The 22,750-nt window shown below is 72.2% G+C and carries 23 protein-coding genes; 10 read left to right on the top strand and 13 right to left on the bottom strand.

All coding sequences use genetic code 11. From position 1 onward, the window contains the following. Position 1: 1 nt before the first annotated feature. The gene (locus M1L60_RS35630; protein WP_253241958.1) at positions 2–829 is read left to right on the top strand and encodes a metallophosphoesterase family protein; all 828 of its coding nucleotides are present in this window, start codon (positions 2–4) and stop codon (positions 827–829) included. On the opposite strand, the gene M1L60_RS35625 is transcribed toward M1L60_RS35630, so the two are convergent. Further along, positions 798–1,307: a GNAT family N-acetyltransferase gene (locus tag M1L60_RS35625; RefSeq protein ID WP_253241957.1), complete on the bottom strand. Its 510-nt coding sequence runs from the start codon at positions 1,305–1,307 to the stop codon at positions 798–800. The two genes, M1L60_RS35630 and M1L60_RS35625, sit on opposite strands and share 32 nt — an antisense overlap. 19 nt (positions 1,308–1,326) lie before the next feature. On the opposite strand from M1L60_RS35625, the gene M1L60_RS35620 reads away from it, so the two are divergent. From M1L60_RS35620 to M1L60_RS35605, 4 genes are read left to right on the top strand one after another with little or no spacing between them, the layout of a single operon-like run. Beyond that, positions 1,327–2,415 carry a nucleotide disphospho-sugar-binding domain-containing protein gene (locus M1L60_RS35620; protein WP_253241956.1) on the top strand — a complete coding sequence of 363 codons (1,089 nt, stop codon included), beginning with the start codon at positions 1,327–1,329 and terminating at the stop codon, positions 2,413–2,415. 8 nt (positions 2,416–2,423) lie between these two features. Then, the gene (locus M1L60_RS35615; protein ID WP_253241955.1) at positions 2,424–2,876 is read left to right on the top strand and encodes a hypothetical protein; all 453 of its coding nucleotides are present in this window, start codon (positions 2,424–2,426) and stop codon (positions 2,874–2,876) included. A gap of 45 nt (positions 2,877–2,921) precedes the next feature. After that, the gene (locus tag M1L60_RS35610; protein WP_253241954.1) at positions 2,922–3,227 is read left to right on the top strand and encodes a hypothetical protein; all 306 of its coding nucleotides are present in this window, start codon (positions 2,922–2,924) and stop codon (positions 3,225–3,227) included. Then, complete coding sequence (locus M1L60_RS35605) at positions 3,224–3,658, top strand: MerR family transcriptional regulator (RefSeq protein WP_253241953.1); 435 nt, start codon at positions 3,224–3,226, stop codon at positions 3,656–3,658. Before M1L60_RS35610 ends, M1L60_RS35605 begins: the two co-directional genes overlap by 4 nt. A 40-nt stretch (positions 3,659–3,698) precedes the next feature. On the opposite strand, the gene M1L60_RS35600 is transcribed toward M1L60_RS35605, so the two are convergent. Continuing rightward, positions 3,699–5,195, bottom strand: coding sequence for an MFS transporter (locus M1L60_RS35600; protein ID WP_253241952.1), 1,497 nt, complete (start codon positions 5,193–5,195; stop codon positions 3,699–3,701). Between the two features lie 137 nt (positions 5,196–5,332). Here M1L60_RS35600 and M1L60_RS35595 point away from each other — a divergent pair, with 137 nt between their 5' ends. Further along, positions 5,333–5,956 (top strand): helix-turn-helix domain-containing protein, encoded by a 624-nt coding sequence (locus M1L60_RS35595; protein ID WP_253241951.1) that lies wholly within the window; start codon positions 5,333–5,335, stop codon positions 5,954–5,956. 741 nt (positions 5,957–6,697) lie between these two features. On the opposite strand, the gene M1L60_RS35590 is transcribed toward M1L60_RS35595, so the two are convergent. Both M1L60_RS35590 and M1L60_RS35585 read right to left on the bottom strand, forming a co-directional pair. Then, entirely contained in the window at positions 6,698–6,844 is a 147-nt protein-coding gene (locus M1L60_RS35590) for a hypothetical protein (protein ID WP_253241950.1), read from the bottom strand. Next, on the bottom strand, positions 6,841–7,551 hold the full coding sequence (locus tag M1L60_RS35585; RefSeq protein ID WP_253241949.1) for a DMT family transporter: 711 nt from the start codon (positions 7,549–7,551) through the stop codon (positions 6,841–6,843). The genes M1L60_RS35590 and M1L60_RS35585 overlap by 4 nt, the downstream gene beginning before the upstream one ends. A gap of 121 nt (positions 7,552–7,672) precedes the next feature. On the opposite strand from M1L60_RS35585, the gene M1L60_RS35580 reads away from it, so the two are divergent. Both M1L60_RS35580 and M1L60_RS35575 read left to right on the top strand, forming a co-directional pair. Beyond that, positions 7,673–8,032 (top strand): hypothetical protein, encoded by a 360-nt coding sequence (locus M1L60_RS35580; RefSeq protein ID WP_253241948.1) that lies wholly within the window; start codon positions 7,673–7,675, stop codon positions 8,030–8,032. A gap of 117 nt (positions 8,033–8,149) precedes the next feature. Next, complete coding sequence (locus M1L60_RS35575; protein WP_253241947.1) at positions 8,150–9,718, top strand: aminotransferase-like domain-containing protein; 1,569 nt, start codon at positions 8,150–8,152, stop codon at positions 9,716–9,718. Here the strand turns inward: M1L60_RS35575 and M1L60_RS35570 are convergent. The 6 genes from M1L60_RS35570 to M1L60_RS35545 all read right to left on the bottom strand — a co-directional run bounded on the left by M1L60_RS35570 (position 9,681) and on the right by M1L60_RS35545 (position 14,561). Continuing rightward, entirely contained in the window at positions 9,681–10,160 is a 480-nt protein-coding gene (locus tag M1L60_RS35570) for a VOC family protein (protein ID WP_253241946.1), read from the bottom strand. The genes M1L60_RS35575 and M1L60_RS35570 overlap by 38 nt on opposite strands. Before the next feature lie 20 nt (positions 10,161–10,180). Continuing rightward, positions 10,181–10,930 (bottom strand): DUF3592 domain-containing protein, encoded by a 750-nt coding sequence (locus M1L60_RS35565; protein WP_253241945.1) that lies wholly within the window; start codon positions 10,928–10,930, stop codon positions 10,181–10,183. Between the two features lie 23 nt (positions 10,931–10,953). Further along, complete coding sequence (locus M1L60_RS35560) at positions 10,954–12,069, bottom strand: glycosyltransferase (protein WP_253241944.1); 1,116 nt, start codon at positions 12,067–12,069, stop codon at positions 10,954–10,956. A gap of 372 nt (positions 12,070–12,441) precedes the next feature. Next, entirely contained in the window at positions 12,442–13,161 is a 720-nt protein-coding gene (locus tag M1L60_RS35555) for a lysophospholipid acyltransferase family protein (protein WP_253241943.1), read from the bottom strand. 195 nt (positions 13,162–13,356) lie between these two features. Next, positions 13,357–14,265 (bottom strand): phosphotransferase family protein, encoded by a 909-nt coding sequence (locus M1L60_RS35550; protein ID WP_253241942.1) that lies wholly within the window; start codon positions 14,263–14,265, stop codon positions 13,357–13,359. A gap of 11 nt (positions 14,266–14,276) precedes the next feature. Continuing rightward, complete coding sequence (locus tag M1L60_RS35545; RefSeq protein ID WP_253241941.1) at positions 14,277–14,561, bottom strand: hypothetical protein; 285 nt, start codon at positions 14,559–14,561, stop codon at positions 14,277–14,279. Positions 14,562–14,636: 75 nt separating this feature from the next. Here M1L60_RS35545 and M1L60_RS35540 point away from each other — a divergent pair, with 75 nt between their 5' ends. Continuing rightward, entirely contained in the window at positions 14,637–15,194 is a 558-nt protein-coding gene (locus M1L60_RS35540) for an HdeD family acid-resistance protein (protein ID WP_253241940.1), read from the top strand. On the opposite strand, the gene M1L60_RS35535 is transcribed toward M1L60_RS35540, so the two are convergent. From M1L60_RS35535 to M1L60_RS35525, 3 genes are all read right to left on the bottom strand, one after another. Then, a complete protein-coding gene (locus M1L60_RS35535; protein ID WP_253241939.1) occupies positions 15,195–17,297 on the bottom strand; it encodes an arylsulfatase in 2,103 nt (700 codons plus the stop codon). Positions 17,298–17,301: 4 nt separating this feature from the next. Further along, positions 17,302–17,796, bottom strand: a complete 495-nt coding sequence (locus tag M1L60_RS35530) for a DUF1269 domain-containing protein (protein ID WP_253241938.1) — start codon at positions 17,794–17,796, stop codon at positions 17,302–17,304. 80 nt (positions 17,797–17,876) lie between these two features. Next, a complete protein-coding gene (locus M1L60_RS35525; RefSeq protein WP_253241937.1) occupies positions 17,877–19,919 on the bottom strand; it encodes a winged helix-turn-helix domain-containing protein in 2,043 nt (680 codons plus the stop codon). Positions 19,920–20,171: 252 nt separating this feature from the next. Between M1L60_RS35525 and M1L60_RS35520 the strand changes: the two genes are divergently transcribed. Next, entirely contained in the window at positions 20,172–22,745 is a 2,574-nt protein-coding gene (locus M1L60_RS35520) for a winged helix-turn-helix domain-containing protein (RefSeq protein WP_253241936.1), read from the top strand. The last annotated feature ends 5 nt before the right edge of the window (positions 22,746–22,750 follow it).

Genomic DNA, 22,750 nt, shown 5'->3' with positions numbered 1-22,750 from the left:
CATGCGGATCCTGCACCTGTCGGACACGCATCTGACTCGCGCGGCCGGTCCCAACGCCGACGGGATCGACCCGCGCGAGTCCCTGGCCGGCCTGCTGCGCGACTGCGGCCAACTGACCGGGCTCGACGCCGTGCTGGTGACCGGCGACATCGCCGACGACGGCTCGGCCGAGGCCTACGCGGCGGTCCACGCGCTGGTCGAGCCGTTCGCGACCGAACGGGGGATCCCGGCCCTCTACACGACCGGCAACCACGACGACCGCAAGCCGTTCACCGATACGCTCGGCGTCCCCCTCACGGCCGTGACTGTCATCAAGGGCCACCGCGTCGTCACGCTGGACTCGTTGGTGCCCGGCCAGGTGTACGGCCACCTCGACGACGAACAGTTGGCCTGGCTGCGCACTGTTCTGGCCACCCCGGCGCCCGAGGGAACCTTGCTGGCGTTCCACCACCCGCCGATCGGCCTCGACACCGCGGTGCAGCACACGCTCGGCCTGATCAACCCGGGTGACCTGGCCGAGGCGATCCGCGGCACCGACGTGCGGCTGATCCTGACCGGTCACTTCCACCTGCAGCTGTTCGGGCTGCTGGGCGGGGTGCCGACCTGGGTCACGCCCGGTGTCGTCAACCGCTTCGACCTGACCGGGCCGGCCGGGGGCGAACGAGCCGTGCGGGGCGCCTCGGCCACTCTCGTCGATCTGGGCGGACCGCAGTCACCGCGGCTGCACGTGCTGCACGCCCGCGACCCACAGGCCGGTCAGGTCGCCCACGAGATCGACGCCGGGACCATGGCGGGCCTCATCGACCGCTGGCGTCCGCCTCGTAGATGAACTCGAGGCCGTCCTCGTCGTCGTCCTGCTCGCCGATCTTGACGAAGCCGTAGGGCAGGGCCAGGTTGGCCGCGGCGATGTTGTCGGGGCGGATCGAGACTCGTACGCGGTGGACCGCGGGTTCGTCCCGGGCCCGCGCGAGCAGGGCCTCGAAGGCCGCCCGCGCGTAGCCCCGGCGGCGGTACCGCGGGTCGACGGCGTACCCGATTTCGACCATGCCGTCCTCGTCGGGCGGGCCGTGGAAACCGGCGCGCCCGACCGCCACCCGGGCGTCATCGTCCCAGATGATGCCGGTCGTCCAGGCCGCGGTGGCCGGGTCGTCGAGGGCCTGGGCGAGGCGTCGCCGCCACGTGCTGCGCGGTTCGGGGCCGACCAGATACTCCGAGACGGGCACGGGGGTCACCCGGTTGGCCTCGGCGAGGTCGCCCCCGGCCAGCGCGCGGAACGAGTCGGCGTCCAGGTGGACGAGCTTTATCACTTCCGCATAATAGGTGCCTATGCGCATCGTGTTCGTCGCCTCACCGTTGCAAGGCCATCTGCTGCCCCTGGTGCCGCTGGCCGCGGCCTGCCGGGACGCCGGGCACGACGTCATCCTGGCCAGCGGCGGGTTCCCGCCCGACCTGCTGGGACTGCGTACTGTGGACATCGGCGCCCGCTTCAGTCTGCCGCGCAGCGCGATGCGAGCGGCCCTGCGGCACCCTCGCCTTGCTCGAGCTGAGATGAACGGCACGGCCGGGCACGGTTTTGTCGGCGAGCTGTTCGGGCGGGCAAACTTGGCTCTGGTCGAGCCGCTGGAGCAGCTGGCCGTACGGGAACGGCCCGACCTGATCGTCTTCGAGTCGCTGGGCGAGGCGGGTGCGATCGTGGCCGGCCGGCTGGGGATCCCGTCGGTGCTGCAAGAGAACACGCTGTGGCCGGCTTCCGAATTGTTCGAGGCGGTGACCGGCAGTTCGTCGTTGTCCGGGCGGGACATCCCAAAACCCGCCCTGACCATCACGGTGATCCCGCCGAGTGTCCGCGAGGGGACGCCGGCCGGCGCGGTCCCGATGCGGCCGGTGCCGTACTCGGGCGGCGGCGAGATCCCGGACTGGTTGCGTACGCCGGGGGAACGACCTCGGGTGCTGGTCAGCCGCAGCACCATCGAGGGGCCCAACGACGGCAACCCGGGCCCGGCGGTGGTCGCCGCGGCGTCGGCCGTCGACGCCGAGATCGTGCTGGTCCGGCCGGCGTCGACCCGGGATCTGCCGCCGAACGTGCGGGCGGTGGGGCGGGTGCCGCTCGACGAGCTGCTGCCGGGGGCGGCGGCGTTCGTGCACCACTCCGGGGCCGGGAGCATCCTCGGTGGGCTCGCGGCCGGGGTGCCGCAGCTGGTGACGCCCGGGGCGGGGGACCGGCGGCACAACGCCGACCTGCTGGCCCGGCGTGGGGCGGGGCTGTCGGTCGAGGCCAAGGCGATCACGGCGGCCGATCTGCAGCGGTTGCTGAGCGACGAAGCGCTGCGTACGGCGGCCCGGGAGGTGGCGGCCGAGATCGCGGCCATGCCGGCACCGGAGGCGGTCGTGCCGGAACTCGAGAAGCTGCGCTGACGGTCCTGTTGGAAATCGACCTGACCAAGGAAGTCTCGGGGCGTCGGCCGAGTGCGACGCACGCCCGGCACCGCCTGGTGGTGGCCGCGTTGGTGGTCGGGCTCGCGGGCGGCGGTTTTCTGGGGGCGGCGGCGGTGGCCGAGCCGGAGGACGCCGGTGGGGGCGCGGTGGTGTTCACCGGCGCGGACCTGCGGATTGCGGGGCGGGTCGTGGTGCTGCGGTGGAGCATGGCCAACTTCAGTTCGGCGGTGGCCACTGTCGACTCGGCGCTGATCGACGGGCGGCCGGCGGAATTCGGGCCGCCGGACATCCCCGGCAAGTCGGTGGCCGAGTTCACCACGCCGCTGCGCTGCGGGGGCGACCCGCCGCAGCTGAACGTGGTCGTCAGTCACGGGGACGGGCAGCGGGACGAGGTCGGTTATCTGGTGGATCGGCCCGAGTGGAACCGGCTCTGCGGCTGACGCGGGCTTGCATCCGGTACCTGGGTACAGGCTTACCGTCGAGACATGACCACTTGGGTGCCTGATGCGTGCACGCTGCCGACCGCCCAACAGCCGGTTCGGTTGGCTGAGTTCGATGAGCTCTTCGCTCGATCGTTGCGCGGGCAGGAGCGTCTGTCGCCGACCGAGCTGCGCTGGGACCTCGATCCGGCGGCGGAGGCTGCAGCCCGGGATCTGACTGCGCGCGAGAGCGAGTGTTGCTCGTTCTTCACGTTCAGCTTCGGTGTCGGGCTGATCGTCGAGGTTCCTCCGGCGTACGTCGACGTCCTGGACGCGCTCGAGCGGCGGGCCGCCGCGGTGATTCGGCCATGACCGGGTTGCGCAGCAGTCAGCTGGCTTCCGCTGCGTGCGTCAATCGGCAGACGCTGCGATATTACGAACGGCGGGGGCTGTTGGCCGAGCCGGAGCGCAGCCCGGGCGGGCACCGGCTGTACCCGCCCGACGCTGTCTTCGTGCTGAAGGTGATCAAGGCTGCGCAACGGCTGGGCTTCACCCTGGACGAGGTGGCCGACCTGCTCGCCGCGGGCGGGCATCGGCACGGTCGGGCCGACGCGGGTCTGCAGGAACGGGCCCGGACCAAGCTGGCCGAGGTCGAGGCCAGGATCGCCGACCTCGACGTGATCGCGTCGACCCTGCGGGCGGCGGTCGACGCCGGCTGCGACGACCTGGTCGCCTGCGCCGGGCAGCCGTGCTGCCCGATCCCGTTCGCCCCGCTCGGTGCCGACGCCGAGGTGCGTCGTTGACCGAGCGCGGCGGCGGCACCGGGCCGGTGGTGCGTCGGCGCTAGGTGGTGATCATTGCCGGCTCGGCCCGGTCGTCGGCCGGCGCGGCCTGCTGCGGGCCGCGGATGAGGACGTACGCCAGAAGGGCGACCATGACGGCGGCCCCGACCCACATGGAACGCTGCCAACCCTCGACGAACGATTCGTGGGCGGCCCGCAGCAGGGCCTCGTTCTGCGGCGCGGCGGCCACGGCATTCGCGACCCCCTGGCGGGCCGTGTCGGCGACCTCGGACGGCACCTCGCTGAGCCGGGGCTCGATCGCGCTGCGGTAGCCGGCCGAGAGGACGGCGCCCAGCAGGGCCACCCCGAGCGCGTTGCCGAACTCGCGGGTCACGTCGTTGAGCGCGGAGGCGACACCCTGACTCTCGCGGGGCAGCGAGCCGGTGATCGCCTCGGTCGACGGCGTCATCGACAGGCCCATGCCGAGGCCCATGGTGAGCATTCCGGGCAGGATCGACAGGAAGCCACCGTCGGCCGAGACGAGAATCGCCATCAGCGCGAGGCCGACACCACCGAAGAGGATGCCGGCCGCCATCGTCGAGCGGCTTCCGATCCGTACGCTGACCTTGGGCGCGAGGCCGGAGGCCAGCATCATCACGAGGGCCATCGGCATCATGCCCGCCGTCGCCTGCAACGCCGACCAGCCGAGCACGGCCTGCAGGAACGGGAACAGCACCACGAGGATGCCCGCCTGCACCCCGAACACTGCCAGAAGCACGAGCGACCCACTGGCCAGCCCTCGTTCGCGGAACAGCCGGATGTCGAGCAGCGGCGCCGGTTGCCGCAGCTCCCACAGGACGAAGCCGGCCACGGCGAGCAGTCCGGCGGCGAGGCCGATCATCGTGGCGGGCTCGGTCCACCCGGCCACCGGGCCCTCGTGCAGGACGTAGATCAGGGCGAGCACGGCGACGACCGAGGTCACCGAGCCGACGACGTCGAACGGGTGCTCGGCGTGCTCGCGCGAGTTCGGCACGGCCCGTAGGGTCAGCGCGAACGACGCCACGACGAGCGCGACCGGCAGGACGAACAGCCACCGCCACGAGACGACATCGACGAGCAGCGCCGACAGGAACATCCCGAGGATGCCGCCACCACCGGCGACCGCGGTCCAGACCCCGATGCCCTTGGACCGTTCCCTCTCCGGGAAGGTCGAGGTGATCACGGCCAGCGTGACCGGCATGATCATCGCGGCTCCGAGCCCGGCCAGGAACCGCGAGGCGAGCATCATCTCCGTGGCGGTGGCCAGCCCGCCGAGCACGTTGGCGGCGCCGAAGAGAACCAGCCCGACCAGCAGCATGGGCTTGCGGCCGCGGCGGTCGCCGAGCGCCCCGAGCGGCAGCAGCAGGGCGGCCAGCGTCATCGTGTAGACGTTGATCAGCCACAGCACTTCGCTCTGTGAGGCGTCGAACTCGGTGGCCAGTTCCGGTTGGGCCACGTTGAGACCGGTCACCGAGGCGGTGACCGCCATCAGCGCGACGCAGACCGCGATCAGAATCATGCGCCGCCGTCGGGGATCGTCGATGTACACCTTGCCTCCAGTCGAGAACGCGGCTGCCCTGCGGCACCCGGCTCAGCGAGCATGCGGAGTGATCCATTCGACTGGCAAAGAACTTTGCCGAATGGAAAAATGGCGTGATGGACGAGGATGACCCGACCCAGGAGACGCTCGACGCCGTAGGGCCACGCCTTCAGCAGCTACGCCAGCGCCGCGACATCACGCTGAGCGAACTGGCCGCCCAGACCGGAATCTCCATCAGTACGCTGTCGCGCCTCGAGGCCGGCCTGCGGCTGCCCACGCTCGGCCAGTTGCTGCCGCTGGCCCGCGCGTACGGCGTAACCCTCGACGAATTGGTCGACGCGCCCCAGACGGGCGACCCGCGCATCAACATGCGCCCCATACCCACCAACGACGGCCGGATCATCGTCCCCCTGTCCCGTCGCCCCGGCGGCATCCAGGCGTACAAGTTCGTCCTTCCCGCCGGCCGCGACGACGAGGAACCTCGCCTGCGCACCCACGAGGGCTTCGACTGGGCTTTCGTGCTGAGCGGCCGCCTCCGGCTCGTGCTGGGCCGCCGTGACCTGGTGCTGGGCCCCGGCGAGGCCGCCGAGTTCGACACCCGCACCCCTCATTGGTTCGGCGCCACCAGCGCCGGCCCCGTCGAATTCCTGAGCCTGATCGGCAAACAGGGCGAACGCGCCCACGTCCGCACCCCCACCACCCCATCCCGCCCCGACGGGACCTCGGCCGGCTCATCCTGATCGAGGGCGGCGCCTTCGGCCCACCGAACATTCAGCCCCGAGCCCGCACGGCGCGACCGGACGGCGCTCGCGGTCGGGCGGGTGTGGCCGAGCTCGATCTCATGCCAGATCGCTCATGCCCTTCCAGACCGAGCGGCACGACCGGGTCGCGCCGCTCGTAGCCGAACTCGATCTCGCGCCAGATCATCGGAACCGTGGCCGAGGTGCGCACACCAGGTCACCTGCGTCCGGGCCCGGCGGCGGAGGTCGACACCAGCATCAGTTCGGGGCACCAGCGCCGGACGTGCTGAGTTCGAGAGGCTCAAGGGCAGACGGAAGCGAACTCGCCCGTCCGCACCCCACCACTCCATCCCGCTCCGACGAGACCCGGCCGAACAACTAGCTCCGGGCCCGCGCGGCGCGACTGGGTGGCGTTCGCGGTCGCGCTGGGCGTAGCCCGAGCCCCATCTCGCGCGCCAGAGCATCAATGCCCTGGCCGGGGTGCGCACCGACCAATTCACCAACGGCCGCGCCTGGGCGGGGTGAGCTGCGCTTGGGCGGGGTGAGCTGCGCTTGGGCGGGGTGAGGTTGCGAAACCCGACATCGGCCTTGGTCTGGGCCGCCAACGCAGGGCGACTTCCTGAGCCTCATTGGCAACAGGCCGAACGCGCCTACGTCGGCATGGGCCTGATCGATGAGCTTTCACCGGATGATGACGGTCATCCGTATGTTGCACCGAATGCAAACAAGCGGCGACTTGGTTCACGTTCGGCTTGCCGGGTGGGGCTTGTGTGCGGCGGCCGCGGCGGGCTTGATGGTGGTGCGGGTGCGTTGGGTGAGGATGACGTAGCGCAGCACCAGCAGGGCGACGGCCGGGGCGGCCGGTGGCACGGTCTCGTTTTGGTTCACGTTCGGCTTGCCGGGTGGGGCTTGTGTGCGGCGGCCGCGGCGGGCTTGATGGCGGTGCGGGTGCGTTGGGTGAGGATGACGCAGAGCAGCACCAGCGAGGCGACGGCCAGGGCGGCCGGTGGCACGGTCTCGTTCAGTAGCAGGGCGGACCAGAGCAGGGTCAGCACCGGCTGGGCCAGTTGGATCTGGCCGACCCGGGCCACGCCGCCGCGGGCCAGGCCGGCGTACCAGGCGAAGAAGCCCAGGAACATCGAGACGACGGTGAGGTAGGCGAATGCCGGCCACGAACGGGCATCGCCGTGCGGTGGGTGGGTGGCCGCGGACACCAGCGTGATCGTGAGGGTGACCGGCAGGGACAGCAGCAGCGCCCAGCAGATGGTGCGGGCGCCGCCCAGTTCGCGGGCCAGGGCGCCACCTTCGGCATAGCCGAGACCGCACAGGACGATCGCGGCCAGCAGGTACAGATCGGCGGGGGAGAGGGCGCCGCGGGCAGCGCCGGTGACCGCCACGAAGGCCAGCACCGACACCAGGCCCGTGGCGGCGGCCAGCCAGAACGTTCGCGGTGGGCGTTCGCCGGCGCGCAGGACGGCGAATACCGCGGTCATCGCGGGCAGCACGGTGACGACTACGGCGCCGTGGGCGGAGGTCTGCGTGGTCAGGGCCAGCGACGTGAAGAGCGGGAAGCCGACCACCACCCCCAGGGCCACGATCGAGAGCCGTCGCCACTGCTGAGGGGTGGGCCGAGATCCCGCCCGCCAGGCCCCGCGCGACGCCCCCGGTGTCAAGCTGCGCAACGCCCCCGGCGCCGGTCTGCGCAACGTCGCCGGTGTGAGCCTGCGCAACGCCCCCAGTATCAGGCCGCGCAACGCCCCCTTTGTCAGTCTGCGCGACGTCGTCGGTGTCAGGCTGCGCAACGTGGTCGGTGCGAGTCTCCGCGATGTCGTCGGTGTCGGTGTGCGCGACGTCGTCGGTGTGAGCCTGCGCGATGTCACCGGTATCAGGCTGCGCAACGTGGACGGTGTGATTCTCCACAGCGTCGCCGGAATCCAACTGCTGGACGTCGCCGGTGTCTTCATGGTCGACCCCGGGTGTTGGCGATCTGACCGGGTGAACCACAAATACGCCGCGGCCAGGACGGCGGCTCCTGCTGAACGCCCGAACGCTACGAACCACGGGTCGAGATCCTGAACCGCCACGCGGGTGGCCGGGAGTGACAGGCTGAACGCCAGCACGCCCAACGCGCCCAGAGCCAGCCCGGGCGAAGGCGTTATCGTTCGCGACGCAGTAGCGCTACTCTGTGCTCTCATGAATGACGGTAACGCAGCCGCCCGTGTTATCCAAGATCTGCGCGGCGTGGTGGGCGCGGCCAGGGCTGGGGCGCGGCTTCCTTCCGTACGGGAACTGACCGCGCGTCATCACGCTTCGCCCGTCACCGTGGCCGCCGCCATCCGGGCGCTGGTCAAGGAAGGCCTGGTCGAGACCAGGCCAGGGCAGGGCACGTTCGTGGCGCGCCGGGCGACGGTGAGCGAGCGGGCGCCCGACCTGACGTGGCAGACCGTGGCCCTGGGCGCGCGCCGGCCGGGCGAGCACGAGCTGGGGGCGTTACTCGCGATACCGCCGGCCGGGGCGATCCCGCTGTCGGGCGGCTATCTCGAACCGGAACTGCAGCCGGCTGCGGCGCTCGGGGCCGCGCTGGCCCGGGTGGCGCGGCAACCGGCGGCCTGGCAGCGCGGGCCGGCCGAGGGGCGCGAGGACCTGCGGGCCTGGTTCGCCGGCGAGGTCGGACTGCGCGCCGACGACATGGTGATCTGCCCCGGTGGTCAGGCGGCGCTGTCGTCGGCGTTGCGCGCGCTGGCCGCGCCGGGCGACACGCTGCTGGTGGAGTCGCCGACCTATCTGGGGGCGCTGGCCGCGGCCCGGGCGGCGGGCCTGCACGTGGTGCCGGTGCCGGCCGACGCCGACGGGGTATTGCCCGATCAGTTGGCCGCGGCGTTCAGGCGAACCGGCGCGCGGTTGTTCTATTGCCAGCCGTTGCACGCGAACCCGACCGGTGCGACCTTGGCTGCGGACCGCAGGGGTGTGGTGTTGTCGGCCGTACGGGAAGCCGGGGCCTTTGTGATCGAGGACGACTATGCCCGCGATCTGACCATCGACGGTAATCCGCCACCCCCGCTGGCCTGGGACGATGTCGACGGGCACGTGATCTATCTGCGGTCGCTGACCAAGTCGGCCGCGCCAGGACTGCGCATCGCGGCGATCGGTGCGCGCGGGCCGGCCGGGGCACGGCTGCGGACTGTCCGACTGTCGGACGAACTGTTCGTGGCCGGGCCGTTGCAGCAGGCCGCGCTCGAGTTCGTCACCTCACCGGCCTGGGACCGGCATCGCCGCCACCTGCGGACGGCATTGCGGGTGCGGCGGGACGCGCTGCTGTCAGCACTGCACCGCCACCTGCCGGCAACCGCTGTCCCGACGCACATAGGCGGACGTGACGTGGCGGCAGGCTCCGCCCCGATGCTCACAGGCGGACCTGAGGTGCCGGCAGGCTCCGCCCCGGTGCTTACGGGCGGGCCTGGGGTGGCGGCAGGCCCCGCCCCGATCCTTGGGGGCGGGCCGGCTCGTTCGTCGGCTGCTGCTTCGACGCCGAAGGGTGGACTGCATCTCTGGCTGCGATTGGACGACGGCTTCGACGATGTCGGCGTGGCTGCCGCGGCCGCGGCCAACGGCGTTGTCGTATTCCCGGGACGTCCCTGGTTCGCGGCCGAGGCGCCCGCCCCGCACCTGCGGCTCACCTACGCAGCGGCCCCGCCCGAGCTGATGGACGAGGCCGTCCGCCGGCTCAGCGCAGCGATCGCAGCGTCGCGTCCAACGTCGTGAAAACGGTGTCCGAACCTTCGTCGTCCCAGTGCGGCACCGGGTCGGGCCGGCCGGGAGCGGGCGCGTAGAGCCACCACAGGTTCTGCCACGGATCGAGCATCCGGCCCAGCGTCGTCTCGCCGTAGAAGGGCGTCGCCTCGGTGACGGCGGTGGCGCCGCGCTCGGTCGCGCGTTCGAGCAGAACGGTGACGTCCTCGACGCAAACCTGCAGCAGACCGGGCCGCAACGGCCAACCCTCCTGCCGGTCGACGATCATCAGGTCCACGGTTCCCAGTCGCAGCTCGGCGTGGATCAGTTTGCCGTCGGGCATTTCGGTGTGCGCCGCCGCAGTCTCGGTCACCTCGAACACTTCGGACACAAAAGTGATCAGGCCGGCCGCGTTCTCGACCATGACGAACGGATTCAGGACGGCACCGTCGGCCGGCGTGTGCAGAATGCTCATGCCGTCAGTGCATCAGCGATTCAGGTCAGTTCCCGACCTCTGGGACCGACCGCGACGTCGTACGCCCATTCGCGCAGCGCGCGCGTCAGGCCGGGCTCGTCCGCGCTGAGGATCACCGTCCCGATGTCCGGACGTGGTCCTGTGTATGCCTTTTCCTGCAACCATTCGACGACTGGCCAGGCAAAACCGTTGTAGAGCCACAGTTCGCGGATATGCTTGCCCTCGAGCGACTCGAGCAGCGCGATGGCCGCGACACTCGACCGGGCGCGGCGCGCGGCTTTCCCGTCGACGAACGAGAACATCGGATCGACCAGGACGACCAGATTGCCGCGCAGGCGGGCCTGGTCGCGCGCGACGAACACCAGCCACACGCTGACACCGACAAGCACGAGGCCGGCCACTCCCAGCAGGCCCTGTGCCATGCCACGATCGCCGCTCAACTCTCCGAAATCGGTCACGAAGTCGAGCGGATCGTCAGCGTTGTACCAGATCGGAACGGTGACGCCCGGCTGCGGACACACTTCCCAACAGCCGACCCCTTCCTGATGGGTCACCCCGTCGGCCTGGTAGCGGAAATGCATGGTCCGGCGGTCCCGGTCGCTGATCGATTGTTCGAAGATGTAGCCCTGAGCGGGAACCCCGGTCCGCCGCAGCTCGACGGCCCAGTCGTCAAGCTCGAGCTGAGTGTGGACCGGCAGAAAGATCGGTGCCGCACCGGTGGCCAGAACGACCAACGCGGCCCACACTTCCGGGCGTCGCCAGAGTCTCACGGCCAAGATCGTGACAGGTCTCGTCAAAGCCGTCGATACAGCTTCTCGAGCCTCTCCAGATACAACGCCGACGGGTACGCCGCGGTAGCCGCCAATCCGTCCCGAGCCACCCGCGCCCGCAGGCTTTCGTCGTCGAGCATCCGCCCCAGCGCAGCAGCGAACTCGGCCGGCCGTGGCGCACAACTGAACCGATGCGCCCCGTTGTCACCGGCCCGCGTCGCGAGGTCGGCATCGGCCACAACGGCAGGCAGGCCAACAGCTTCAGCCTCGGCGAGGACAAGACTCTGAGTGTCCGTTGTAGAGGCAAAGGCAAGAACGTCAGCCGTACGGTAGAACGCGTCCACTTCATGGCGGGGAACCGGCGGCACCACGTCGACGTGTCGCTCCAGATCCAGCTCCCGCAGGCGACGAGTCAGCGCGGCCCGGCCCTGCCGGACACCCAGCAACACCAGCCGCGCGTCCGGCTTTCCTGCACGCAGCAACGCGAATGCCTCCAACAGCAGCCCCGGATTCTTCTCGGCAGTCACCCGGCCGACCGACAACACGACATTGCCGCGACGAGTCGGCGCCCGCGGTGGCGCCGGCGCAATTGGAGTCGGCAGCACACAAACGGCCGGCTCCGGCCCGAACAAAGCAAATCCCCGAGCAGTCTTGCCCGACGGTGTGATCGCGGCCGCCATCCGCCCCGCCATCCCGCGGCCAAGAGCGATGAGTCGCCCCCGCCGAACCTCACCCGGCCGGGCCAACTCGAGGAATTCCCGCAACGACCAGCCCAGCCGCAGCTGAAGCGCACACCAAGCCGCCCCGATCGGTATCTCGGGAAACGTGTCCGCATAGGCGACCAGATCGGTGTGCCAGGTCATCACCAGCGGCACACCCCGCCGAGCAGCCAACCGAAACGCGGCCATTCCGATCGGCCCGGTCGTATGCGCATGAAAGACATCAGCTGCCGCGCACCGGAACCACGGCGACCCGATCCGCAAGTGCCGCCCCGGAACCGGGAGCGAAGGCACCCGCCCAGGCCGGTAGAACTCGACGTCGTGCCCAGCACCCCGCAACAGCTCAACAGTCAACTCAGCCGACCACGAAACCCCGTCAGGCCGATCAGGATGGCTGTCGCAAAAATGCGCGATCCTCACGAGCCGCCATCGTAGAGACAACCGTCAAAGCCCTCCGCCGGGCCGGCGCCCACGACAACGACGGGGCTGGCAAGAGGCGGGTAGGGAGGGCCGAGCTTGCGGAGAGCGGGCCCACACCGAACCAAGTCCGTGACGCCTCGCTCGCCCGGTCCGATCCTCCACCGCCAGCCTGTTGGCGTTCTCGCCTCCCGACGCGGAGACGACGGTGGGGCTTGATGGTGAACGGTGGCGCGTCTTTGCCGGGCTGACTCAAGAGCTGGTTGCGCGTCGGGATGCCGTGGTTGTGGGTGCTCGCGGCGCCACTGCGCCGCGACGGCACGGAGGGCTGGTGCCGCTTCCGGGCCGCCGCCGTCGAGGAGCGCCGGCCGGTGGTCAGCCGTGGGTGAGGGCGTTGGCAATGGCCTGGCGGGCTGCGTCCCGTAGGGACTCGGTGTCTGGGTAGTCGGACGGGTTCAGGGGTGGCAGGACCTCGACCCGGGCGGTCACGTGTTCGCGCAGGATCATGCCGTCGCGGGGGAGGGCGGCTCTCGTGCCGTGCACGGCAATGGGGTAGACCGGGACCTGGTGTCGTACGGCGAGTTCGAAGGCGCCGTTCTTGAACGGGAGCAGGGAACCGTCGGAGGTGCGGCGGCCTTCGGGGAACATCAGCACGGGGGAGCCTGCGGCGAGCAGGCGGTCGCAGTGTTCCATCATTTTTCGCACTGAGGCGCCGCTGCCGCGGACCACGGGGACGTAGTCGTTGAGGCGCATGTTCCAGCCGATCAGGGGGACCTTGAAAATCTCTTGCTTGGAGACCCACTTGAACGGGCGGAACAGGGCGAACAGCACCAGGATGTCGATGAGCGAAGCGTGGTTGGCGACCAGAACAGCGGAGCCGTGCCAGGGCAGGCGGTCGCGGCCTGTCACCTCCAGACGCCACAGCGGGTTGACGTAGACGTAGAACGACGCCCAGGCCGACGAGTACAGGTGCAGCACCACGCGCCGCCGGTCGAACGGCAGCGTCACCAACCAGACGAGGAGCGCGCCGGCGAAGAACACCACACAGGTGATTCCGATGAACGCCCAGTACGCCACCGAGAACACCCGCAGCATCGGATCATCCTACGGCCTGACGACCTGCGCAGGACCGACCCGTGGAGACGCGTAGCCGCTGTTCGAGCAGCGCGTGCCCGCGCGGGTCGTGGGTTGTGGGCGACCAGTGGGTGGGCCGTGACGGTGCTCGCCATGAGGGTGAAGCGAACCGATTGAGCGCGGCCCGGGCCTGGGCCACGCTGGGGAGGGCTCGAACTAGCCGGCCAGCATTACCCGGATTCGGTTGATGGCCTTGGTGAAGTAGCGGTGGTCTACCGGGCGGGTGAGGAAGTCGGCCAGGGCGAACAGGTCCAGGGCCTGGCTCAGGCGGCGCCAGTTCGGGGGTAGCGCGCCGCCGCCGTCTCGGAAGCCCGCGAGGAAGCCGTTGGTGAACGCCTCCGGGCGCGGGAAGCGGAGCATGTTGCCGATGTCGACCAGCGGGGTGCTGCTGAAGGCGAACTCCCAGTCGAGCACCGCCGCCACCCGCCAGGAGCCGTCGGGGGACTGGGCGGCCAGCAGGTTCTTGGGGTTGTAGTCGGAGTGGACCAGGCGGCGGGAGCCCTTCAACGAAGCCAGCTCCGGTGCCGCGTCGCGGGCCCAGCGGCGGAGGGAATCCTGCTCGGCGGGGGTGAGATGACCGGCCGCGTTGCCCTCCTTCAGGCAGCGGTCGACCCACAGGTCCAGGCCTTCGGCGGGCTCGGCGCCGTCGGGTTCCAGGCGGCCGCCGCTGAAGAAGCCGGGGGCCGCGAACTCGACGGCGCCGATGCGGGCCAGCGTGGCCCCGACGTCGTGGGCCACGGCGAGGAAGGCGTCCTCGTCCAGTTCGTTCACGGGCGTTCCCGGTACGAAGACGGACAGCAGGACGGGTTCGCCCGCCTTCTCGCCGGACGGGTCGGCCGCGACCACCTCGGCCACCGGCACCACGCCGGTCAGGCGGTGGGCCAGCGCCGCCTCCAGGGCGCACTTGTTGCTCCGGAGGTAGCGCCGCAGCACGTACTCGCCGCCGCCGGTCGTGGTGAGGACCGTGTTGTCGTTGCTGTATCCGCCGGTCAGCGCCCGTGTGCCGGTGATCCGCTGCCCGGGCAGCGCGACCTCCTCGACCCATGCCTTGATCTTTGACTCCACGGGCGGGGACCTTACGCCTCCGTGGGCTCGAAGCTCAGCCGGGCCCGTTGCCGGAGGAAGCCCGCCCGTTCCAGGTCGGCCAGGACGTCGGGCCGGGTGGCGTCGACGTCGGCCACCACCTGCTCGGCTCCGCCTTCGACCAGGACCCGCAGGGCCTCGGCCAGCAGCGCCCGCCGAGTCGCGGGGTCGCCGTCCACCGCTCCCAGGTAGCCGATCATCGGCCAGCAGGCCTCGCCGGCCGTGCCCACCACGCCGGAAGGGGCCACGTGCCAGGCCGTGGCTGCCACATCACCCATCAGGGGTGAGGCACTGCGCCCCGGGCGGGCCGACCCTGAGACGGTCCGAGGCGTACGCACTCCCGGAGGCGACCGATGACCCTCACCGCACACAAGATCGTCGGCGAAGAGACGCCCTTTCCCTGGTGGACCTCTCTGCTGCTGGGCGTGTTCAGCGTCGTCTTCGGGGTCGTGGTGCTGGCCTGGCCGGGGCTCACCCTGCGCGTCATGGCCGCGCTGGTCGGCATCTGGCTGCTGTTCGCGGGCCTCTTCCGGATCGTCGGCGCTTTCCTGCCGGTCGGCCGGGGCCTGGCCCGCAGCGTGCTCTCCGGTCTGGTCGGGATGATCCTGGTCGTGGCCGGCGTGATCTGTCTGCGCAACATCGTCACCGCGCTCGGCGTGCTGGCCGCCATCGTCGCGCTGACCTGGCTGCTCGGCGGCATCGCGACCTTCGTGATGGGACTGCAGGAGACCGGCGGCGCCCGCGCCCTGCTGCTGGTCGTGGGTGGGCTGTCCGTCCTGGCCGGACTGGTCTTCGTCTTCACCCCGGGGCTGTCGCTGAGCATCATGATCGTGCTGACCGGCATCAGCGGCATCGTGGTCGGGCTGTCCGAGATCGGGCTGGGCCTGCGCCTGCGCCGGGCCGTCGGCTGATCATTCGTCGGCCAGGATCGTGGCGGCCTCGCGGGCGAGGTCGACCTGCTGGTCGGCGCCGGTCGTGACCTCGACCCGCAGGATGCGGCCGCCGGTGAACGGGAACGGGGGCCGATAGGCGTCGCTCACCGCCTCGCCGCTGTGCCGGCCCACGCTCAGGCCCGGTCCGGGCGAGAACGGGCCGGGCCGGGTCCGCATCGGACCCCCGGCGACGATCCGGTCGTTCACCAGCAGCCGGGCGGTGCCGATCGCCTCGTAGCCGTCGCCGATCCGCTCCTTGGCGAACTCCACGCCGAGGCGGCAGCGCCCGGTGGGCAGGTCGTCGGAGACCAGCTGCTGCTGGTTGATGTACCAGAGCCGCTGATCTTTGACGAAGAGCGCGTGGCCGCCCTGAGCGACCAGGATGCCGGCCGCGTCCTCCAGCTCCACCTCGCACGTGATGCGGAACGACCGGCCGCGCAGATCGGGCGCGTCCCGCCCGGGCACGGAGGCGGCGTCCGGGTGGAACGTGCGCGTCGAGGGGCCCGCCGGTTCGGCCCGTTCCTCGAGCAGAACTTCCGCCACCGTACGGTCGTCGAGCGGGAGCACGGCGAAGCGCTCGGCCTCGCGGAACCAGATGTTGACCAGCTCCTGCACCTTCTCCGGGCGGGCCGCGGCCAGGTCGTGGGCCTCGGACCGGTCGGTGTCGGTGTGGAAGAGCTGCCAGCGGTCGTGGTCGAACCGGCCGCGCCCGGAGGCCGGCGGGTGCTCGGCCACCGCCTTCCAGCCGTCGTGCCACAGGGCTCGTCCACCGAGGACCGCGTAGTACTGGGTGTGCCGGGTGCCCGGCGCCTGCGGGGCGTCGAAGCTGTAACGCAGCGAGACCCCGGGCAGCGGCGGCCTGTCCTCGGGCCACGGCACCCCGCAGCAGTGCAGGACGGTCGGCACGATGTCGACGGCGTGGTGGTACTGGTGGCGGACCTCCCCGCGGGCGCGGATGCCGGCCGGCCAGTGCACCACCAGCGGCGCGCACACGCCACCCTCGTGACAGTCCCGTTTGACACCGCGGAATGGCGTCGAGAAGGCCTGCGCCCAGCCGGCAGTGCCGGTCGCGCCCGCGACGGCGGCCACGATGACGAGGGTGGTGGCGAGCTCACCGGTGGCGGCGAGGTGGTCGACGACGCGGCCGACCTGCTGGTCTGTGTGGTCGGCGAAACCCGCGTACACCTCGGCCGTACGCGCCGAGAGCCGCCGCTGTTCCGCCGGCAGCGAGTCCCAGCGGGGTGGGGCCGGGGCGAGCTGCGTGCCGGCCGGCAGCACGCCCCGCTCGATCATCCGGGGCAGGGCCCAATGACGGTACGCGTCGTAGCCGTCGTCGAACCGGCCGCGATAGCGGTCGATCCACTCCCGCGGCGCCTGGTGCGGCGTGTGCCCGGCGGCCGGGGCGAAGATCATGAACCACGGCTTGTCCGGCGCCGACTGACGCAGGTCGCGCAGGAACCGGACGGCCCGCCCGGCCAGGTCCTCGGACAGGTGATAGCCCGGCTCCGGCGGGCCCCACGGCTCGACCCGGTGATTGTCCGAGACGAGGCTCGGGTGCCACTGGTCGGTCTGCCCGCCGAGGAAGCCGTAGAAGCGGTCGAAGCCGCGGGCCGCCGGCCAGTTCTCCCTCGTCGCACCGGGCCCGTGCTCGGACACCGGCACATTGTGGTTCTTGCCGAGCCAGAACGTGCCCCACCCGTGACGGCGCAGCACCTCGGCCAGGAAGACGTGTTCGCGCGGGATGCGCCCGTGCGAACCGGGGAAACCGGTGGCGGCTCCGGTCAGCCCGGCGTACGCGTTCTCGTGATGGTGGCGGCCGGTGAGCAGGCACGAGCGGGTGGCCGGGCCGAGGCCGGCGGTGTGCCACTGCGAGTAGCGCAGGCCGTCGGCGGCGAGCCGCCCCAGCACCGGCATGGCGATCCGCCCGCCGAACGGCTCCCACGCGGCCGGCCCGGTGTCGTCGTAGAGCACCAGCAGCACGTTGGGCGCCCCGGCCGGGGCCCGGGCCGGCGTGTAAGTCTCCCAGTCCGCGACCGAGTCCCGCACGTCCAGGTTGATGACACCCCGGAAGGCCCGGCCCATGCGGTCAGGGTTGCCCGGCGCCGTGCAGCGCGGTCTGCAGCTCGGCCTCGGCCTCCTTGGACAGCGACGACTTGAGCACCGTGCCGCCGAAGCGGCTGAGCGACTCCACGGCCTTGTCCGGCGTGACCTTCTCGACCACCAGGAAGAGCGCCGACGAGCCGGGCTTGAGCATGCCGCGTACCTGGTCCTGGAAGGTCTTGTCGATGCCGCTCTTGGTGACCAGGCCCATCAGGGCGCCCAGCCCGGCCCCGACCGCCATGCCGAGCACCGGCACGAAGAAGAGCACCCCGAACAGCAGGCCCCAGAACAGGCCCCAGCTGGCGCCGCCGCCGACGGGGTTGTGGTTGGTGTTCACGTGGTACTTGCCCTCGGCGTCGCGGGTGATGACCGCGACCGCGTCCGGTTGGATGATCAGGTCCCGGGACAGGCGGTGCACTTCGTCGGCCGCCGCCGTGGCGGTGGCCTCGTCCGGGTACCCGATCGCGACCAGCGTGGACATAGCGGGTTACCTCCTGCAGGTGGGTGACGCGCCGGATCCGGCGCCGCCTCCGAGCGTGGCCCGCCCGCCGGGGCGTCGCCTCATCCCGCCGGAATGAGCCCGAGGTCGCGCCCGGCCCGTACGGCGTCCGCGCGGTCGCCCACGCCGAGCTTGCGATAGACGGCGGCGACCTGCGTCTTCACCGTGTTGCGGGACAGCCGCAGATCACCGGCGATCCGGCTCAGCGTGAGATGGGTCGGCAGCAGGTGCAGGACGCGCAGCTCGGCCGCGGTCAGTCCGGCGGCGTTCTCGGTCTCGGCCCGGGCGGCCCGGCGGTCGAGCTCGGCCGTGACCGTCCGCAACTGCCCGGCCAGCACGCCGGTGGTGGACAGGTCGGCCAGCGCCAGCCCGGCCTCGGCGGTGGCCCGGCGGGCGCCGTCGAGGTCACCGGCGTCGAGGATCAGCCGCGCCAGCCGGACCGAGGCCATCGCGACCAGCCACGGGAAGGCGCCGGAACCGGCGATCGCTTGCCGGGTCCGGGCAACGGTGTCGTCCCAGGCCGGCCGGTCGCAGGCGACGAGCGCGACCCGTGCGCCGAGCAGGTGGGTCAGGGCCGACCAGCCGCCGTCCTGGTGCCGCGGGCCGAGCAGGGTCGCCGACTCCTTGGCGAAGGCGGCGGCGGTGGTCGTGTCGTTGCCCTCGGCGGCGTGCCAGCCGAGCTCGGCCAGGGCCAGCGCGGCGGCGTCGGCGACGGACTCGGCCCGGGCCACCCGCATGAACCGGGTCATGGCCAGCACGGTGTTGCCGGTCAGCTCCTCGGCCACGCCGAGCAGGACCGTCGTGACCGGATACCAGGGGGAGCCCGGCCGTTCCGCCCGCGCGGCCCGCCGGGCGTACCCGAGCATGTTGTCGACCCCACCCGGGGCCAGCGCGGCCCGCAGCCGGTCGGCGGCCGCCGCCGCTCGCGGCGCATCACCGGCGGCGGCCAGACACTCACGGGGCCGGGTGCGCCGACCGGCCAGGGCATAGATCCACCCGGCCCGTGCGGCCAGGCCGGCATCGCGCTCGACCACCTGATCGCCCAGCAGGTCGAGCGCAGCCGCGACGGTCCGGGCGTGCCCGTCGTCGACCAGTTGGCGGCTGTGCCGGGCGAGGATGCGGCCGACCAGGCCGGCCTCCCCGGCCGCCGCCGCGTGGCGCACCGCCGGCTCGGGTTGCCGGCGCCGCTCGTACCAGGCCGCGGCGCGCCGGTGGACGTCCCGCTCGACCGCCGGTTCCCGACGGCGCAGCTCGGCCAGCAGCATGTCCCGGAAGGCGGGATGGAAGCGGTACGAACGCACGGCCGGGTCGACCGGGGACACGAAGACATTGCGGGCGGCCAGTCCGGCCAGGGTCTGACCCGATCCGGCCCGGCGCAGAGCCGCGTCGCACAGCCCGGCCGACACCGGGTCGAGCAGTGCGGAGCGCATCAGGAAGCGGACGGTCTCGGCCGACTCCCCGGCCAGCACGACATCGCGGAAGTACTCCGACACGTACGGGAAGGCGCCGGAGATCCTGGGGGCCGCGTCGGCCTGATCGCGCAGGGTGAGCGCGGCCAGATAGATGCCGACCGGCCAGCCGTCGAAACGCCGGGCCACGGCCAGCGCCTGTTCCTCAGGGATCAGAGCCCCTGTCCGGCGCAGCACTTCGAGCGCCTCGGCCGCCGAGAGGCGCAGCTCAGCGAGGCCGAATTCGGCGGACCGGCCCTCCGCCCGCAGCCCGCCCACGGGCAGTCCGAGCCTCGTCCGGGCCGCGACCACCAGGTGGCACCCGGCCGGCAGTCGCTCGATGACGTCAACGATCACCTGCTGTCCGGGGCGGCCGCGGATCACGTGGAGGTCGTCGACGACCAGCACCCAGGGCGCGGCGGACCGGACGGGTTCCAGCGCGTCCTCGAGGCGGCGGCGCAGCCGGACCGGGTCGGCGTCGGCGGGCTCGACACCGAGCCACACGAACGGCCGCGGATCGGCGGCGGCCCACTGCCGCAGCACCACCGTCTTGCCGTAGCCGGGCGGGGCGATCAGCAACATCAGGGGCACGTCGCCGGGCACCGCGGCCAGATCCTGGACCAGCCCGCGGCGTACGACGTGCTCCTCGCGCATCATCCCGGCCAGCGCCCCGTCCGCCGTCGCGCGCCGCGGCCCGGAGCGGACAGCGGTGCGACCGAGTAATCACTCAATCGCACTGTGTATCCAAGGCAATGCCGTGTCGCACACCTTTCGTCACTTGCAGGCCTGGTGACCTGCGGCTGTCCGGCCTGGTTGTCCACATTCGGATATCACCCAGCCTGGGTGATGAGACATCCGAAGATCGGTAGAAAACTCGGGGTGAAACCCGGGGTGGGGGTAGGAATCTTGATGGCTGGGGAGACTGCTGCCGATCCGACGACGACACCCGACGGCGATCCGATCATGACCGTCAAACTCGACCCGCCGGGGCTGCCGCCCTGGTGGGTGGTTCGCGAGCGCCTGCGCGACCGGCTCGACGGCGGCCCGTCACGCCGCCTGACCCTGGTCGTCGGCCCGGCCGGTTCGGGCAAGAGCACCCTGGTCGCCGACTGGGTGGCGACCGGCCGGGCCGGGGGCCGGGTGGCCTGGCTCAGCCTGGAACCGGCCGACGACCAGCCCGGCGTCTTCTGGTCGTACGTGGTGGCCGCCCTCGAACGGGCCGGGGCGAGCGTGCCGTTGCACCGCCGGCACGCCACGGCCGACGCGGTCGACCGGTCGTTCCTGGTGCGGCTGGCCGTCGGCCTGGCCGCCCGCCCCGAGCCGATCGTGCTGGTGCTCGACGACACCCACGTGCTGGCCCGCGAGTCCGTCGTCGACGGCCTGCACTTCCTGATCGAGCACGCCGGCCCGCAGCTGCGCGTCGTGCTGATCGGCCGGACCGACCCCCTGCTGCCGCTGCACCGTCACCGGCTGGCCGGTTCGGTGGCCGAGGTCCGGCACGGCGATCTGGCCTTCACCGCGGCCGAGGCCGAGGCGCTGCTGGCCGCGCACGGGACCCGCCTCGAATCGGCCGCGGTGGTTGCGCTGACCGAGCGGACCAACGGCTGGGCGGCCGCGCTGCGACTGGCTGCCCGGGCCCGCCCCGGGACGGATGCCGTGCGGGCGACGCCGGAACTGGCCGACTACATCCGCAGCGAACTGCTGGCCGAGCAGACAGCGGCGACCCGCGACCTGCTGCTGCGGACGAGCGTGGCCGAGCAGTTGCCGGCCGGGCTGGCCGTCGAGCTGTCGGGCCGGCGCGATGCCGCCCAGGTGCTCGACCGGCTGGCCCACGAGGGGGTCTTCGTGACCGTGGCGGCCGGCGCCGGGCGGTCCTACGTGCACCATCCGCAGGTGCGCTCCGTGCTGCTGGACGTGCTGGCCACGGGCCCGGCCGAGCGCGTCACCGAGCTGCACCGGCGGGCCGCCCGCTGGTACGCCGGGTCGGGCCGCTGGTTCGAGGCCGTGCCCTACGCCGTACGGGCGGGGGAGTGGGAGCTGGCCGCGGCGTCAGTGGTCCGCAGCATGGTGATCGGCTGCTTCCTGGACGGGCCCGACGCCGACCGGTGCGCCCGGGCCTTCCGCCGGCTCCCACCCGATCTGGACACGGCCGAGGCCGCGCTCGTGCAGGCCGCCGTCGCGCACCACCTGGGCCGGCCCGAGGCGTGCGCCAAGCACCTGCTCCGGGCGGCCGAGATCCCGGCCGCGACGCGCGACCTCGCCCTGTCGCTGTGCCGGGCCGTGGTCGAGCTGGCGCGCGCCGCCCCGGGCGAACGGGCCGAGGCCGCCGAGACCGCCTGGCTGGCCCTCGGCGCGGCCCTGAACCAGCACACGGCGGTGCCGCCCAAGCTGTCGGCCCGCGTACGCCTGGCCTGGGCCGAGACCCTGCTGCGGCGGCACGACCTGAACGCGGCCCGGCAGGTGCTCGGCGTGGTGCTGGACGGTCCCGAGGTGTTCGGCGCCGAGGCCCGCGAGCTGCTGGGCCGGCTGGCCCTGACCGAGGCCCTGGACGGCCGGCCGCGGCGGGCCGAGGAACACGCCCGGCAGGCGCTGGACCGGCCGGAGATCGACGGCGAACCGCCTTCGGCCGCCCCGGACGTGGCCCTGGCCTGGGCCGGCGCCGACGAGTACGACCTGACCGCGGCCCGCCTGCACAGCGAGCGCGCCACAGTCCGGCTGGCCGCGCGACCCGACGTGCTGCTGGTCAGCCTGCTGGCGCTGGTGCGGGCCCGGATCCACCGCGCCCGGGGCGACGTCGCCCGGGCCGCCGAGCTGCTCGAACAGCCCCGCGACGGTCTGCCGGCCTGGCTCGGCGAGATCATCGAGCTCGCCCGCACCGCGCTGCTCGCCCCCGGCACCCACCCGGACGGAAACGGCAGTACGGCCCGGCACACGCTGGCCGAGGCGACCGCGACCCTGGCCGACGGCGACACCGCCCGGGCCCGCGCGACGGTGGCCACCCTGGCCGGCCGCCCCGAGCTGCCGGTCGACGTCCGGGTCGAGGGCTGGCTCGTGCACGCCGGGGCCGAACTGGCCGACGGTCATCGCGACCGGGCGCGCCGGGCCCTGCAGAAGGCGCTGACCCTGGCCGAGGCCGAGCACCTGCGGCGCCCGCTGCTCGAGGCCCCGGCGTCGCTGCGGCGCTTCCTGCGCGAGGAGCGCGAACTGGGCGTACGCCACGACTGGCTGGGCGTGACCCCGGCCGCCGCCCCGCCCGCCGGGCCGGGGCCGGCCCCGGTGGTGGTCGAGCCGCTCACCGCCAAGGAGGCCGAGGTGCTCGGCTACCTGGCCCAGCTGTTGTCCACCGAGGAGATCGCCCGCACGATGTACGTCTCGGTCAACACCGTCAAGACGCACGTCCGTGGGGTCCTGCGCAAACTCGCGGCGACCCGGCGCAACGAGGCGGTGCGCCGGGCCCGCGAACTGGGCATCCTGCCGGGCTGAGCCGA

Source organism: Paractinoplanes aksuensis, from assembly GCF_024137025.1.
GTDB classification, from domain to species: domain Bacteria; phylum Actinomycetota; class Actinomycetes; order Mycobacteriales; family Micromonosporaceae; genus Actinoplanes; species Actinoplanes aksuensis.
The sequence above is the reverse complement of the archived record's forward strand: the minus strand, read 5'-3'. Positions and strand labels throughout refer to the sequence as shown.

Bases quoted from the DNA above. Each gene is read 5' to 3' on its own strand.
- M1L60_RS35630 (WP_253241958.1), top strand. From the start codon at position 2: ATGCGGATCCTGCACCTGTCGGACACGCATCTGACTCGCGCGGCCGGT.
- M1L60_RS35620 (WP_253241956.1), top strand. From the start codon at position 1,327: ATGCGCATCGTGTTCGTCGCCTCACCGTTGCAAGGCCATCTGCTGCCC.
- M1L60_RS35610 (WP_253241954.1), top strand. From the start codon at position 2,922: ATGACCACTTGGGTGCCTGATGCGTGCACGCTGCCGACCGCCCAACAG.
- M1L60_RS35605 (WP_253241953.1), top strand. From the start codon at position 3,224: ATGACCGGGTTGCGCAGCAGTCAGCTGGCTTCCGCTGCGTGCGTCAAT.
- M1L60_RS35600 (WP_253241952.1), bottom strand. From the start codon at position 5,195: ATGATTCTGATCGCGGTCTGCGTCGCGCTGATGGCGGTCACCGCCTCG.
- M1L60_RS35595 (WP_253241951.1), top strand. From the start codon at position 5,333: ATGGACGAGGATGACCCGACCCAGGAGACGCTCGACGCCGTAGGGCCA.
- M1L60_RS35575 (WP_253241947.1), top strand. From the start codon at position 8,150: ATGAATGACGGTAACGCAGCCGCCCGTGTTATCCAAGATCTGCGCGGC.
- M1L60_RS35570 (WP_253241946.1), bottom strand. From the start codon at position 10,160: ATGAGCATTCTGCACACGCCGGCCGACGGTGCCGTCCTGAATCCGTTC.
- M1L60_RS35555 (WP_253241943.1), bottom strand. From the start codon at position 13,161: ATGCTGCGGGTGTTCTCGGTGGCGTACTGGGCGTTCATCGGAATCACC.
- M1L60_RS35545 (WP_253241941.1), bottom strand. From the start codon at position 14,561: ATGGGTGATGTGGCAGCCACGGCCTGGCACGTGGCCCCTTCCGGCGTG.
- M1L60_RS35540 (WP_253241940.1), top strand. From the start codon at position 14,637: ATGACCCTCACCGCACACAAGATCGTCGGCGAAGAGACGCCCTTTCCC.
- M1L60_RS35535 (WP_253241939.1), bottom strand. From the start codon at position 17,297: ATGGGCCGGGCCTTCCGGGGTGTCATCAACCTGGACGTGCGGGACTCG.
- M1L60_RS35530 (WP_253241938.1), bottom strand. From the start codon at position 17,796: ATGTCCACGCTGGTCGCGATCGGGTACCCGGACGAGGCCACCGCCACG.
- M1L60_RS35525 (WP_253241937.1), bottom strand. From the start codon at position 19,919: ATGATGCGCGAGGAGCACGTCGTACGCCGCGGGCTGGTCCAGGATCTG.
- M1L60_RS35520 (WP_253241936.1), top strand. From the start codon at position 20,172: ATGGCTGGGGAGACTGCTGCCGATCCGACGACGACACCCGACGGCGAT.